Annotated in this window: 10 protein-coding genes and 1 pseudogene; 5 read left to right on the top strand and 6 right to left on the bottom strand. The window is 47.3% G+C overall.

Translation table 11 applies throughout. The features are described 5' to 3' along the window. The 3 genes and pseudogenes from VIM87_RS11025 to VIM87_RS11015 form a co-directional block, all read left to right on the top strand. Positions 1–688 (top strand): annotated as a pseudogene (locus tag VIM87_RS11025) (vitamin B12-dependent ribonucleotide reductase); the annotation flags it as partial. A gap of 840 nt (positions 689–1,528) precedes the next feature. Continuing rightward, positions 1,529–2,116, top strand: a complete 588-nt coding sequence (locus VIM87_RS11020) for a hypothetical protein (RefSeq protein WP_331997045.1) — start codon at positions 1,529–1,531, stop codon at positions 2,114–2,116. Positions 2,117–2,156: 40 nt separating this feature from the next. Then, entirely contained in the window at positions 2,157–2,636 is a 480-nt protein-coding gene (locus VIM87_RS11015; protein WP_331997044.1) for a YcxB family protein, read from the top strand. Here VIM87_RS11015 and VIM87_RS11010 read toward each other — a convergent pair. Continuing rightward, positions 2,629–3,003 carry an AraC family transcriptional regulator gene (locus tag VIM87_RS11010; RefSeq protein ID WP_331997043.1) on the bottom strand — a complete coding sequence of 125 codons (375 nt, stop codon included), beginning with the start codon at positions 3,001–3,003 and terminating at the stop codon, positions 2,629–2,631. The genes VIM87_RS11015 and VIM87_RS11010 overlap by 8 nt on opposite strands. A gap of 205 nt (positions 3,004–3,208) precedes the next feature. On the opposite strand from VIM87_RS11010, the gene VIM87_RS11005 reads away from it, so the two are divergent. Next, positions 3,209–5,593, top strand: a complete 2,385-nt coding sequence (locus VIM87_RS11005; protein ID WP_331997042.1) for an ABC transporter permease — start codon at positions 3,209–3,211, stop codon at positions 5,591–5,593. 132 nt (positions 5,594–5,725) lie between these two features. On the opposite strand, the gene VIM87_RS11000 is transcribed toward VIM87_RS11005, so the two are convergent. From VIM87_RS11000 to VIM87_RS10985, 4 genes are all read right to left on the bottom strand, one after another. Then, positions 5,726–6,460, bottom strand: a complete 735-nt coding sequence (locus VIM87_RS11000) for a DUF2490 domain-containing protein (protein WP_331997041.1) — start codon at positions 6,458–6,460, stop codon at positions 5,726–5,728. A gap of 122 nt (positions 6,461–6,582) precedes the next feature. Continuing rightward, complete coding sequence (locus VIM87_RS10995) at positions 6,583–8,046, bottom strand: SusD/RagB family nutrient-binding outer membrane lipoprotein (protein ID WP_331997040.1); 1,464 nt, start codon at positions 8,044–8,046, stop codon at positions 6,583–6,585. 18 nt (positions 8,047–8,064) lie between these two features. Continuing rightward, positions 8,065–11,580, bottom strand: coding sequence for a SusC/RagA family TonB-linked outer membrane protein (locus tag VIM87_RS10990; protein ID WP_331997039.1), 3,516 nt, complete (start codon positions 11,578–11,580; stop codon positions 8,065–8,067). 153 nt (positions 11,581–11,733) lie between these two features. After that, entirely contained in the window at positions 11,734–12,183 is a 450-nt protein-coding gene (locus VIM87_RS10985; protein WP_331997038.1) for a GNAT family N-acetyltransferase, read from the bottom strand. Between the two features lie 474 nt (positions 12,184–12,657). On the opposite strand from VIM87_RS10985, the gene VIM87_RS10980 reads away from it, so the two are divergent. Beyond that, entirely contained in the window at positions 12,658–13,305 is a 648-nt protein-coding gene (locus tag VIM87_RS10980; protein ID WP_331997037.1) for a carboxypeptidase-like regulatory domain-containing protein, read from the top strand. Positions 13,306–13,514: 209 nt separating this feature from the next. Here VIM87_RS10980 and VIM87_RS10975 read toward each other — a convergent pair. Further along, the coding region (locus VIM87_RS10975; protein ID WP_331997036.1) for a TolC family protein at positions 13,515–13,737 on the bottom strand (223 nt) is incomplete at its 5' end.

The following is a 13,737-nucleotide window of genomic DNA, read 5'->3' as shown; positions in this document are numbered from 1 at the left end:
GCTATCCCGCATTATAGAACGCAAAACCCTCCCGGCCAAACGCCGTGGCTTTACACAAAAAGCCAAGGTGGGCGGGCAGGCTATTTTCCTGCGCACAGGTGAGTATAATGACGCCACGCTGGGTGAAATATTCATAGACCTAGCAAAAGAAGGATCTACTTTGCGCAGCCTGATGAACTGTTTTGCCATAGCCGTTTCTGTGGGATTGCAATACGGCGTGCCGCTGGAGGAGTTTGTAGATAAGTTTGTATTCACCCGGTTCGAGCCGGCCGGTATGGTGGATCATCCGAATATTAAGTCGGCCACTTCGCTGATCGATTATATATTCCGGGTACTGGGGTATGAATATTTAGGCAGAACAGACCTCGTACATGTACTGGATACACCCGGTAATACCGGCGAGGAGGATGAAGAAGATGAGCAGGCGGCAAGACCCGCATTATCTAATGTGCATGTAACCTTTTTAACAGGGGGTACAGCCTCTAATAATAATCCGGCTGCAGGGGCGGGCAAACCGGTAAAGCAACCGGCGCTTGCCAAGCAGTCATCCGGCGAAAGCAGCACCCAGGACTACATGCGCAGCATGCAGAGTGATGCGCCTGCCTGTAATACCTGTGGTCATATCACGGTACGATCCGGCACCTGTTACAAGTGTTTGAACTGCGGAAACAGCATGGGTTGTAGTTGAATATCAGCCTACTAGCCTTGTTAATGATTTGTTATTCCGCACGGAAAATTTCAACATAAAATAACAGGCACTTACATTTGTATTCAAATAGGGTTTTCATAGGATAGTAACAAATTGAGGGCGCTTTTCTAGGCGCCCTTACCTTTTAACAAAAGTTACCCTCTCTCTCCTTAAAGATTATTAGAGCATATACGTAGTTGATCGGGTGGTGGTTTAAGTTCAAACCATTACGGAGCGGCGCTCTGCTACTATCGTTACATTAATCCTTTGCTTATCATATCAATAGCTTAACACGTTTCGTGTATTTTCAAAAACTCCCGTCTTATTTATTTTATTTTTAATATTATCTGACTTCTTTGGATATATTATAAATCTTTAACATTCCTATAACACTATAAGGTTTTTTTATATATTTGTGCCTGTATTAATTTTTATTATGGTTACTGTCCTATGAAAAACCAAATATTTCTACAAGCGTGACTCTTCATGCACTGTAAATGACTCTCGAAAGCAATGGTTTATCCATTGCTTTTGTTTTTTCAGGCGGTTCCGGGAATTTATTGGAGTGGTAGGGTGGCCACCAGCGATGGCTGGCAGGGAGCTGTTCCTCTAGGAGCCGGCCGGTAGCAGCTATTCAGGGTAACGGTATTTAAAGCCGCCGGTGTTATTGCAGCTGGCGGCTCTTTCGCTTCCGGATGGGAACACGGCCTGCATAGACTCAATACGGCCTAATGGATGGGGCCGGAATGTTAAATATTGTTAATTGTAAATGGAGCGTCATTTTGTTTTTTGGGATTTATAAATTGTATTTTGTATTTTTAAAGTTGAAAATTTACCTATATGAGACCAGGCAAACCCACTTTATCACTGCAACGTATGAGTACCATGCGTGGTTTCATATGGATATTACTACCGGTAGCAGCCCTGTTATTCACCGCAGTTACCACTTATGCCAACGATGGGCATAAGGAAAAGGATAAGGACAAGTGTACTGAGAAATGTGATAATAACGGTGATAAATCTGCCAGCAGCGCCAAACCTACTCCTACCATCAATAAAGTACCTACAGCCATAAAACCCAGCCGTGTAGAAGAATACGTATGGATGCTGAACCGTGAGCCCGAGGTAGAGGATGGCGAGCTGGAAAATGCCGTGGTGGACCTGTACAAATGGTACTTACAGAATGAAACTAGGATCAATAACAACGATTATCTGAAAGGCGGTGGTAAATCACTGGTATTTCCTTTTAAGATAGATGTAAAAACCTTACAACAATACTTCCAGTTCATTAAAAATAACTTCCCGGGTCTGAATGAAGATGACCTGGATACCAACACCAAGAAAATACTGGCCAACCGCAAGAAATACGCGCCGGTTACAGAAAGGGACGACATGGAAAACCCCATGTCAATAGCCGTTCCCAAGTAAGTTGAGTTGAAGAACCTAAAAAACTGTTGCCTGGCCAATAATGCATGTAGAGTTCAGCTATAACAAAGAGGATGTATTGACCGCATTACGCTATCATTTTATGCAGCGGGGGGAAGTTAAAGTTTACCGCATCACACTGGCTATTCTGCTGGTTATTACACTCATGGGATTTTTCTTTAACGTGGTTACTTCCAGTGCGCTTATCGGCATATTTGCCATGGTGGCTATTATTGCATGGGCCTTCTGGTACCTGCTGCCACTCTCCATTTACAACAAAGCCGCTACGTTTAAAGATGAAATAAAGCTGGGTTACTCGGAAGAGGGCTTACTCATATCTACCCGCACCAGCGATCACCAGCGCCAGCTCTACTGGAATAATTTTACCCGGCTGGTGGAAACGCGTAAATTCTTTTTCCTGTACCGCGATAAAAAATCCTTTCTGCTAATACCCACCAGCGCGTTTGAGAACGATGCAGCGCGTAATAGTTTCAGCAATCTTGTAAAAGGGAAAATTAACTAGCCATACTAACCGGCATGGCTATCTGCTGCCGGTATTGTGAAGGGGTAACACCTGCAAATGCCTTAAACCATTTGGTGAAGTTGGAGGGATCGTATGTAAGCGTGTAAGCTATTGCCGCCACGGACTGCTGTTTATTTTGTAACAGCTTTTTTGCCTGCTCCATGATCTTTTGCTCATAGAAATAGCAGGGATGATGGCCGGTATGCTGTTTTATTACGGTGCTCAGGTGTGTGGGATGAATAAAGAGGTGGGCAGCTATATCCTGCAGCTCAAACATCCGGTCTGTTCTTCCGCTTATAAGGTCATCCAGGTGGGTATCAATAACCGCCAGGTAGTGCTGAAAGATCTCTTCGTTTCTGCTCATCATACCATTGCATTTAAAAGTTAAGCACAAAGTTCGGGAAATTAAGCATGTAAAAATGGTGAGCATTTAAGTTTTTGCCTGTCCGGAACTGAACACTTTTTGTACTGAAAGCGGACATACCCCTATTATTAACCTGTTGATTATGAATGTTGTAATAAACAGGCATCCTGCTTGGGGCTGGTAGAGTTCCCCTTAAAACCATTTGCGCATGTTCAAAAACTACCTGAAGGCTGCCTGGCGCAACCTGTTAAAGAACAAGGCACACTCCTTCATAAATATTACCGGCCTGTCAGTAGGTATGGCCGTGGCTATGTTAATTGGCCTCTGGATCTGGGATGAGGTAACGTTTAACCAGTACCATAAAAATTATGACCGCATTGCCGTATTAAAGCAAAACCAGCTGCTGAATGGTAGTATTGATACCTGGCAATCCATGCCTTACCCTATTGGAGATGCGCTGCGCAATAGCTATGGCAATTATTTTAAGCATGTAGTAATGTCGTCATGGACACAGGGGCATTTACTGGCTGTGGGAGATACGCGGATCATGAAACTGGGTAACAGTATGGAGCCCGGCGCGCTGGACCTGTTTAGTCTTAAAATGCTGCAAGGCACCTATGCCGCGTTAAAAGATCCTTACTCCATTGTGCTTTCAGCATCTTTGGCTAAAACATTGTTTGGCGACGCCAACCCCATGGATAAGCTGATTAAAATTGATAATAAGGACGAATTAAAAGTAACCGGTGTGTATGAGGACCTGCCGGCTAATACTTCTTTAACCAGCACTACTTTTTTTCTGCCCTGGGAATATAAGCTGATCACTGATAAATGGATCCGGGAAAATAGCAATCCCTGGGGCAGCAATGGGTTCCAGGTATTTGTGGAGCTGGCAGATCATATGGATATGACGCAGGTATCTCAAAAGATCCGCAATGTACGGCTGGATCATCAGCAGCCGGATGAACGCAAATACCATTCACAGATCTTCCTTCACCCGATGCGTAAATGGCATTTGTATGAGGAGTTCAAACAAGGGGTTAACACCGGCGGCCGTATTCAGTTTGTATGGCTGTTTGGTATTATTGGGGTGTTTGTGTTATTGCTGGCCTGTATTAATTTCATGAACCTGAGCACGGCCCGCTCTGAGAAACGGGCTAAGGAAGTGGGCATCCGTAAAGCCATTGGCTCATTCCGCATGCAGCTGATCTGGCAGTTCTTTGGTGAATCCTTAATGATGTCGGTGATCGCATTTGTACTGTGCCTGGTGCTGGTACAGCTAATGCTGCCTTTCTTTAACGAAACGGCAGATAAGAACTTAGGCATTCTATGGAGCAGTCCTTTATTCTGGCTGGCAGGTATTGGCTGCACTGTTATTACCGGCCTGGTGGCAGGTAGCTACCCGGCGCTGTACCTGTCATCCTTTCAGCCGGTAAAGGTATTAAAAGGTACTTTCCGGGTAGGCCGTTTGGCTGCAGTACCCCGCAAAGTGCTGGTAGTGGTGCAGTTCACGGTATCTGTTGTTTTGATCATTGGTACTATTGTTGTTTTCCGGCAGGTGCAGTTTGCCCGCAACCGCCCGGTAGGTTATAACCGGGAGGGTTTAATAAGTGTAGACCTGATGGCCACGGGGTTGGCTGAACATTTTGAGGCGATAAAACAAACCTTACAAAGTAGCGGCGCAGTAACAGAGATTGCGCAGGCAGAAAGTCCCTTAACACAGGTATGGAACACCAACGGCGGTTTTGACTGGAAGGATAAAGATCCCAGCCTGTCTGTTGATTTCCCGACCACCGGTGTTTCCCCCGAATATGGCAAAACTATAGGCTGGCAATTCAAGGAGGGCCGTGATTTTTCCCGTGAGTTTGCATCTGATTCTGCTGCTTTTGTTTTGAATGAAAGTGCGGTGAAATTTATGGGGCTTAAAAATCCTGTTGGTGAAATTATTAAATGGGATGGAATATCCTTTCACGTGATCGGGGTGATTAAAGACATGATCGTAGAATCGCCCTATGCACCGGTACGGCCGTCTGTTTTTTGTATAACCAGGAGTCCTGATAATTTTTTCATCCTGCGCCTGAATCCTGCTGCCAGCGCTACGAAAGCGCTGCGTAAGATTGAGGCGGTATTTAAACAATATAGCCCGGCCGCTCCCTTTAGTTACAAATTTGTGGATCTGGAGTATGCCCGCAAATTTGAGAATGAGCAACGCATTGGCAAACTATCCAGCGGGTTTGCTATACTGGCTATTTTCATCAGCTGCCTGGGATTATTTGGGATGGCCACTTTTATGGCAGAGCAGCGTACCAAGGAAATTGGGATCCGTAAAGTAATGGGCGCTTCTGTGCTGAATGTATGGGGCTTATTGTCAAAAGACTTTGTGATGCTGGTAGTGATCGCCATGCTGATAGCTGCGCCGCTGGCCTATTACGGCATGTATAAATGGCTGCAGCACTATGAATACCGTTCTGATATTGCGTGGTGGATCTTTGCCGTAACCGCTGCCGGTGCAGTGATCATTACTTTGCTAACCGTTAGCTACCAGGCCATCAAAGCGGCGCTAATGAACCCGGTAAAGAGTTTGAGGAGCGAATAGTCCATGGTCCATAGTCGATGGTCCATGGCCTTGTGCATATAGCGGTATTACAAGTTTTGTAATAGTTATTTGCCAGGTTATACTACCTGACGTTATATGCAATGGACTATGGACCATCGACCATGGACTGCATTACAACATAAACTCATGTATCACGGAAAAGTGTACAATATGGTTCATAGCTTTATCGCCGGAAGCAAATTGCTGGTAATGGTTCATATACCCTACTTCCACCTTCAGGTTAGGTTTTACGGAGTAACCGGGCGCTACTAAAAAGCGGTTCTGGTCTATAAATTTATCATTGATCTCGCTGCCCCAAAGGTTCATGAACAGCTCATTTTGCAGGGCTACATAAAAACCGGTAGGCTGTTTTTCCTTTTTCACCGGGAACAGGGTACGGTTAAAATAACGGGCACGGTTACCGTATTTCCAGTCCGTTAATTTCAGATCGCCATTATTGCCGGTGCGGGTTTTTTGTCCGCTCCAGCGTTGTTCCAGGCGCGCGCGGTGCGTCATGTTAAACACGCCGGGCTTTTCCATTTTATAAATGAACTGTTCAAAAATGCGGTGCTCCGGCTGGTAAGCATCCAAAGCAGGGCTATACGTAGGTATATTGGCGTAACCAACCAGGTAACCTGTTTTTTTGTTAGGCATATACTGCAGGCCGGCCCGCATCATGATCTGGCCTTTGGTGCTAACACCATCGCGCATACGGAACTGCACATCAAAAGGTACTGACCAGTTTTTGTTAATGCCGGCGGTACCAAAATAAGTGTACCAGTTGTAGTAATAATGCGTAGGCGATTGCGCCTGCAGGCCAGTATGCAGGCCCTGCAATAATAACAGTACAAATAATAGTTTTCTCATCAGCTTCAAAATTCAGGAGCTTAAAGATAATAGAAAAAAGCTGCCTGCAAAGTAAAGGGCCGTTCTGTTGTTAGCAGAACGGCCCTGATATTTGAACAGTGCCTCCCCCAAGTGATAATTGGCTACTGTTTATTCCACCACAGTTTAGTTTTCTTGGTATCGCCGCCAATGGCGCTGGCTGCAGCATCATAGGCCGCTTTATTCTGCTGCTGCTCACTTACCAGGTAAGTAAGGCGGTATGGCACATAGCTTACGTTCGGGTCCAGGGAACCGTCTGCCGGGGCGCGGAACAGGCTGTCGCCACCGGGTTTCTGGAAGTTCAGGCGGGTTCTTTCAAACCAGCCCTGGAAGCCCTGCGGGTATAAGGCCAGCCATTTCTGGGAGCCTATTACATTGCGCCAGTCGCCGGCTACGTAAGGTACGCGGGTCAGGTAAGCAGCTACGCTGTCTGCATTGGTTATGCCCCAGTATTCCATAGAGGCTTTTACGCCGTTCTGGTAGTGGGTGGCAGCATCGCCGGTAGACATGCCGCGGGCAGCTGCTTCAGCCAGTATAAACTCTACTTCCGGGTAGGTCATCAGAATGCCTGCCATATCCGCCGCATATATACGCTTACCGGGGTAAGAGTAATTGGCGGGCGGCAGGCGGTTTGGGTTGGTTTCTGATGTACCGTAAGCCAGGCCACGGTAAACACTGTCAGCCGCCTTACGGGCATAAATGCCCAGGCGCGGATCCGTTAAGCTCTGCATATAATCTACCAGCGTGGCCGTTACAAAAAATTCGGACAGTGGTCTTTCAGATTCGTTATAAGGAAATTTATTAGGTGCTATGCCCAGGTACTGGAACTGTGCATTATCTGCATTGCTGGTCATAGCTTTGGCAAAATTAGCTTCAATAACGGTTTTGGCAGTGGCCGGGTCAGCATCTGCCATACGGATGCCCAGGCGTAATATTAAAGAGTAAGCCAGTTTTTGCCAGGCCGCTACATTCCCGTTGTACAGCACATCACCGGCATCAAAGCTGGCCAGGGAAGGGTCCATACCGGCAGCCTGTGTAGCCAGGGTATCGATCAGGGATCTGTAAATGGTTTTGGCATCGTCATACGCCGGGCGCAGGTTATTTTCATTCAGCTTAAAGGCCTGCGTGTAGGGTACATTACCATACGCATCTGATAAGAACTGTATGATCCATGCTTTCAGGATCTGTGCAATGGCTATCTGGTTCTTGGAATTGGCAATGGGCGTAGCACGGTTCATCTGTATGATCTGGTCCAGGTTGTGGAGCGATACGCCGTACAGGTTATCCCATAGCCCGCCGTTAATACCTTCATCCAGCAAATAGCGGCTGTCGTTAGCCTTATCATTACCGGTCCAGTATTGTGCGTAAGGCATGCCTATACGGCCGTTCTGCGGACCGGCGTACAGGATATCCATGGCCGACTTTTCAGCACCGGTCAGTAAATACTGCGGCTGTGTTGTAGTGGGCTTGGTTGGATCGTGATTAATATCTTCCAGTTTTTTACAACCTGCTATCGCCAGGCAACTCAATAAAAGATAGCAGCTATATTTTAAATATCGTGTAAGCATCTCCGTTAGTTTGTTGTTTTAGAAAGAAACATTCAGGTTCACACCATAGGAACGCAGCGACGGCAGCGCACCCCCTTCAATACCCTGCACATTGGAGGCAGAGTTGGTAATGTTGGAGGGATCCACATTCGGCGCATTACTATGTATCAGCCACAGGTTACGGCCGTACAGGGAAATACGGGCTGCCTGTGCGCCTATCTTTTTATACCAAGATTCCGGGAAGTTATAACCCAGCTTTACTTCACGCAGGTAAATATAGCTGGCGTCATACAGGTCTGCCTTACTGATCACATTACCAAAGTTCTGGCTAAAGTGGTCTTTGGCAGAGATCTTTACTGTATTCTCTTTTCCATCATCCGTTACGCCAGGTACAATAATGCCGTTCTCACGAATGCCGTTTTCCGCAGTTACATCCAGCAAACCGGATTTTTTACCATACAGGTTGGTGTAAGAGAAGAAGTCGCCGCCATGCTGAAAGTCAACCAGGGCAGATAAGTAAATGCCTTTAAATGAGAAGCTGTTGGTAACGCCGCCTACATAATCAGGGTTGGCGTTGCCGATAGCTTTAATACCGGATGCCTGGTAAAAGCCCTGTGCCGTTACCTTCTTCCGGCCCTGTTCATCATACACATAGTCCGTACCCATAATGGTGCCCAGCGCGCTGCCTACTACTGCGGCAATGGATACCTTCCTTGTACGGCGGTCAGTAGCCAGTGTCAGCTGGTCCAGCTGGGTGTCAAATTGGTCAATGTTCATATCCAGCAGCTTGTTACGGTTGCGGGCAAAGTTGGCGTTAATATCCCAGCGGAAACCGCCTTTCAGGCGAATGGGATTCAGGTTCAAACCTACTTCAAAACCCTGGTTCTGTACGCTGCCGCCATTCACTACCAAAAAGCTGAAACCTGTTGCAGTAGGTACCGGCATGCTAATGATCTGGTCTTTGGTCTTCCTGTTATAATAGGTAACGTCAAAGCCTATACGGCTATCCAGGAACCGCATTTCGGTACCAAACTCATACTCATTGGTGCGTTCCGGTTTCAGGTTCAGGTTATTCTTTACTGAAGAGAACTGTGTAACCGGGTTGGAGCCAAAGGGCGGTATGAAAGCGTAGGTATCATACACCTGGAAAGGATCGGTATCGCTACCTACAGCAGCTAAGCTACCGCGGACCTTACCAAAGTCCATCCACTTCCATTTCAGCAGGTCAGAGAACACCAGTGAAAGGGAAGCTGAGGGGTAGATGTACGGATTGTTTTTTACATTGATCGTAGAGCTCCAGTCGCTGCGGCCGGTAAGGTCCAGGAACAGGTAGTTCTTGTAACCTAAAGTGGCGGTTGCAAAAGCAGAGTTGATCTGCTTTTCATAGTACTGATCTATGGGCTGGGCGGTTTGTATGGAATTATTCAGGTTATACACACCGGGTATAATAAGCCCGCCTACGGTAGAACCGCCGGTGGTGGTGGCTTTGCGGTGCAGGATGTTGCCACCCAGGGTTGCATCCAGTGTAAGATCACCGAATTTTTTATTGATATCGGCAGTGAACTGGTAGTTCATTTCACGGGAATCGCGGATGCGTTTTACGTAAGAACCGGTAATGTTCGGCTGCTGCGACATTCTTTCCTCTGCCTGCATATTATACTGGTCCATGAACACACGGCCGCTCAGCGTTAACCAGGAGAGTACTGTATAGTCAAGCCCTACCTGGCCAAACAGGCGGTTACGGGAATCATTCTCATAATCGCGGTAGCTGTTCCAGTAAGGGCCGTTGCTGAACTTTACAGTAGCATCGTCCCAGGTGGTGCGGTTCCAGGTGATCTGCGACCCATCCGGGTATACATAGTTCTTGGCCCGGTTCATATCCAGCTGCCGCTGGCCAAACATGGTGAACTGCAGGGTAGGGTTGGGGCCTGTAAAGCCGGTACCGGGGCGGCCCTTAGCCTGTAGTATGCTGTAGTTAACAGATGCTACGGCGTTTAAATTTTTGGCCAGCTGGTAATTACCGTTTACGGAAACGTTATTCCTGTTTAAGGATGCATTGGGTAATACAAAAGTTTGTTTGGTATTACCGTACGAGAAGCGGATGGATCCCTTATCGCTGTTGCCTGCAACGGCAATATTATTTGTAAGCGTAGTACCTGTTTTATAGAAGTCCCTTACATTATTGGGCTGCGGCGCCCAGGGTGCGGTTTTCCCAAAATCCGGGTTGCCTTTATCCTTATCAAATGACCAGTAGTGGCGTACCTGGCGGCCATCTAATCTGGGTCCCCAGGATTCATCTGCATAAAACTGCGGCATCAGGTCATAACGGCCTTTACCGTTATTATCATCATACGTTGCAGCCTGCTCATTCAGGAAAGCTTCCGGGTGCTGGTTGTAGTACAAGGTATCAAATCCGGTATAACCACCACCATACTGGTTCTGGTAATTGGGCAATTTATATACCTGGTCTATCTGCGCATTCAGGCTATAGGTAATGCCCAGGCCTTTATCGGTATCCGGTTTCTTTTTGGTGGTTATAAGTAACACACCGTTAGATCCGCGGCTGCCGTACAATGCGGAGGCGGCTGCGCCTTTCAGCACAGAGATGTTCTCTATATCTTCCGGATTAATGTCCTGTATGGGGCTACCGTAGTCATAACCACCGCCACCGTTCTGCTGGCCGGGCTCATTGAGTACGTTATTGATGATGGGTACACCATCTACCACAATAAAGGCATTGTTATCGCCCAGGATGGATTTATTACCGCGGATGGTCATTTTGGTAGAACCGCCCATGGAGCCGGTATTGGTGCTCACCTGCAAGCCCGCTACCTTGCCGGACAGCGCATTCACAAAGTTCACTTCTTTGGCTTCCTGTACGGCATTACCGCCTACTTCCTGCAGTGCGTAACCTACTGCGCGGGAGTTTTTGCGGATGCCCAGCGCGGTTACCACTACTTCCGACAGCTGCTTTTGCCCGGATGCAGCGGCTTTTAATGATACATTGATCGGCTCCTGCCCTTTTACCGGTATGGATTGCTCACCGTACGAAACGGCCGATACTACGATCACATCGTTGTTAGCGGCCTGTATGGTGAACTTACCTGTTGGGTCGGACATTACGGCCTGGCCGGTGTTCTTGTTCAACACCTTGGCGCCTGGTATGGGCGTATTGGCGGTATCCTGCACCTGGCCCTGAACGGCAAATTTAGGCCCGGTTGATTGCGGCGTGCTAGTAGCGTTGCCGCCCGGCACTATCAGCGCAGTGTCCTGCGCCGGCTTGCGGGAGGTGTCCCTGCGCGCGCCACTGGTATCCTGTGCCGCTTTACCGGAAGTATCTGTTTGTGTTCTTTTAGTGCTGTCCGGGAGTATTACCCCGGAATTAGCTGGTTGCCCACCAGTAGTATCTTTACGTATGGTTGTGTCTTTTTTGGTAGTATCCTGCTGAACTGTTGAATCTTTACGTACCGGCGCTGTAGTATCCGACTGCGCTTTGCCGGTGGTACAATAAAAAAGACAGCACAGCCCTAACCCGGCGAGTACATGGCTTTTCATAATATATGCGAGATTTTTGATTACGCTGTGATCTGCTGGCGAAAGGTGAATGGCTTTCAATAAATCATGGTTTCACTTGTTCAGTTTTCACCCTTTCATGGCTTCCGTTGTTTCTTTTTTGATGCGGACATTCTCTAAAGTGCATACATACAGTTACAGTGCTTTCATCATTTCATAGTGCGCGATGCCTACTTCCGTAAATTCATCCCCATGGATCCTGTACCCCAACTTTTCATAAAAACCCGCTGCTGTTTTACGGGCGTGCATCATCAGTGTTGTAAAGCCATTCTGTACGGCCTGCTGTTCTGCAAAGCTGATAATGCCGCTCCCTATGCCCCTGCCCTGGTATGCCTGATCTACTGCCATTTGCCGGAGTTGAATAGTGCTTTCATCAACCGGCGATAATATGCAGCACCCGATCAGTATTTCCGTATCATGACCGTTCTCCTTTGTGTAACAACCCAGCAGGAAATCATTGATCTCCTGTTGCAGATAATCCGGCGTGAATGTAAGTCCCAGCGGTTTGCGCAAGATCACATCACGTAAGGCTACCATATCCTGGTAATCACAACTACCGTATTCGATTATACGAAAATGCAGCATACTACAAAAGTGATGGATCTAAGTACAGTACTGCGTTATACGTGATATACCAATGTCCGTCAGCCGGGGTACAACAAACATCGGGCCAGCGGGCCAAACCACTGGCTTTGCGGGGATTAGGAGGGGAGTATGGGGATGGTGGCTTCATATAAAGTGCGTACTGGTGGCGTTGAACAGCGAAATCATTCCGGTAAGGCATAGGATTTGGGTATAATTACCAAAGGTAACCAATAAATGTTACCGTTCGCCAGGCGGCGCTTATATCTGGGGACTATGTCAGCAATGTGTGGATAGAAAGACGGCTGACAGCCATTTTTTAACGTTTCATTTGCGACGGGAAAACTATATTTGACGATGCCTATTGGGAAAAATAGACAGTATACGTATATATACACTGGAGCACTTCTATCACTACTTCTGTTACTGCTGGCCGGTTTACAGCCTGCGTGCGCGCAGCAGGTAAGGCTGAATGGTATGGTGGTGGATGCGGATACCAAAACCGGTTTGCCTGCTGTAACCATCATTAACAAGCGTACCCAAACAGGCGCCATGACCAATGAAACCGGCCGCTTCCTGATCGAAGCCATGCCCGGTGATACCATTGAGTTTTCCATGTTAAGCTATTACAAGAAGGAAATCGTAACCCCGCTGGAAGCTGCCAGCTTCAACATTTACCTGAATAAAAGGATCTTTGGCCTGCAGCAGATAAACGTGCGGGGTAAGAATTACCATAACGATTCACTGGCTACGCGGGAAGAATACGGTAAGTATTTTAACTATAAAAAGCCGGGCGCCATGGATGTGCTGAAAACACTGCCGGCCAACCCGGTAACCGCACTGTCTTACCTGGTGCCCAGCAAAACCCGCAAACGTAAAGAGCAGTTCCATGAACAGCTGCTGTATTGGGAAAAGGAAAAGTTTATAGATTACCGCTACTCACCGGAGCTGGTGGCAAAAATGACGAAGCTGGAAAGCCCGGAGCTCGACAGCTTTATGCTGCATTACCGCCCCGGTTATAACTTCCTGCAAAATGCAACGGATTACGACCTGCTGCTGTACATTAAACAAAGCTTTGAGCAGTATAAGCAGGAGAAGAAGGATCCACCGGCAGCACAGCAGTAATGATGTGCGGATGTGCAGATATGCAAATGTGCAGATGAGGGAATATGTTGATGTGCTAATATGCTAATGTGCTGGTTTTTGTTGTTGCCTGCCTTGCTCATATTTACTTTACCATAAATAAAAAGCCCTGACAATTAATCTGTCAGGGCTTTTTTATTTTTATCAGTAAATACCAGCACATTAGCATATTAGCACATCAGCACATTAGATCATTGTTTCAGCAGCTCTCCCTTTAACCGCAGCAATTCAGTTTCAGCCAGCTTGGTATTATACCGTGCTAAGATCAGGCGATTAAAAGCATCCTGCAGGCTTTGCTGGGCCAGCTTTACTTCCAGGGTGGTGGAAACGCCCTGCCGGAAACGCTCTAAGGCTACCATGGCATTTTCACGCGCCAGGCCGATATTCTCTTCTTCCAGCGTTACAGATTGCTTG

Origin of the sequence: Chitinophaga sp., from assembly GCF_036569125.1 — a bacterium.
GTDB lineage: Bacteria > Bacteroidota > Bacteroidia > Chitinophagales > Chitinophagaceae > Chitinophaga.
This window is presented reverse-complemented; position numbering and strand designations above follow the sequence as displayed.

Excerpts from the sequence above, each read along its gene's own strand:
- VIM87_RS11020 (WP_331997045.1), top strand. The coding sequence starts at position 1,529 with ATGAGACCAGGCAAACCCACTTTATCACTGCAACGTATGAGTACCATG.
- VIM87_RS11015 (WP_331997044.1), top strand. The coding sequence starts at position 2,157 with ATGCATGTAGAGTTCAGCTATAACAAAGAGGATGTATTGACCGCATTA.
- VIM87_RS11010 (WP_331997043.1), bottom strand. The coding sequence starts at position 3,003 with ATGATGAGCAGAAACGAAGAGATCTTTCAGCACTACCTGGCGGTTATT.
- VIM87_RS11005 (WP_331997042.1), top strand. The coding sequence starts at position 3,209 with ATGTTCAAAAACTACCTGAAGGCTGCCTGGCGCAACCTGTTAAAGAAC.
- VIM87_RS11000 (WP_331997041.1), bottom strand. The coding sequence starts at position 6,460 with ATGAGAAAACTATTATTTGTACTGTTATTATTGCAGGGCCTGCATACT.
- VIM87_RS10995 (WP_331997040.1), bottom strand. The coding sequence starts at position 8,046 with ATGCTTACACGATATTTAAAATATAGCTGCTATCTTTTATTGAGTTGC.
- VIM87_RS10990 (WP_331997039.1), bottom strand. The coding sequence starts at position 11,580 with ATGAAAAGCCATGTACTCGCCGGGTTAGGGCTGTGCTGTCTTTTTTAT.
- VIM87_RS10985 (WP_331997038.1), bottom strand. The coding sequence starts at position 12,183 with ATGCTGCATTTTCGTATAATCGAATACGGTAGTTGTGATTACCAGGAT.
- VIM87_RS10980 (WP_331997037.1), top strand. The coding sequence starts at position 12,658 with ATGGTGGTGGATGCGGATACCAAAACCGGTTTGCCTGCTGTAACCATC.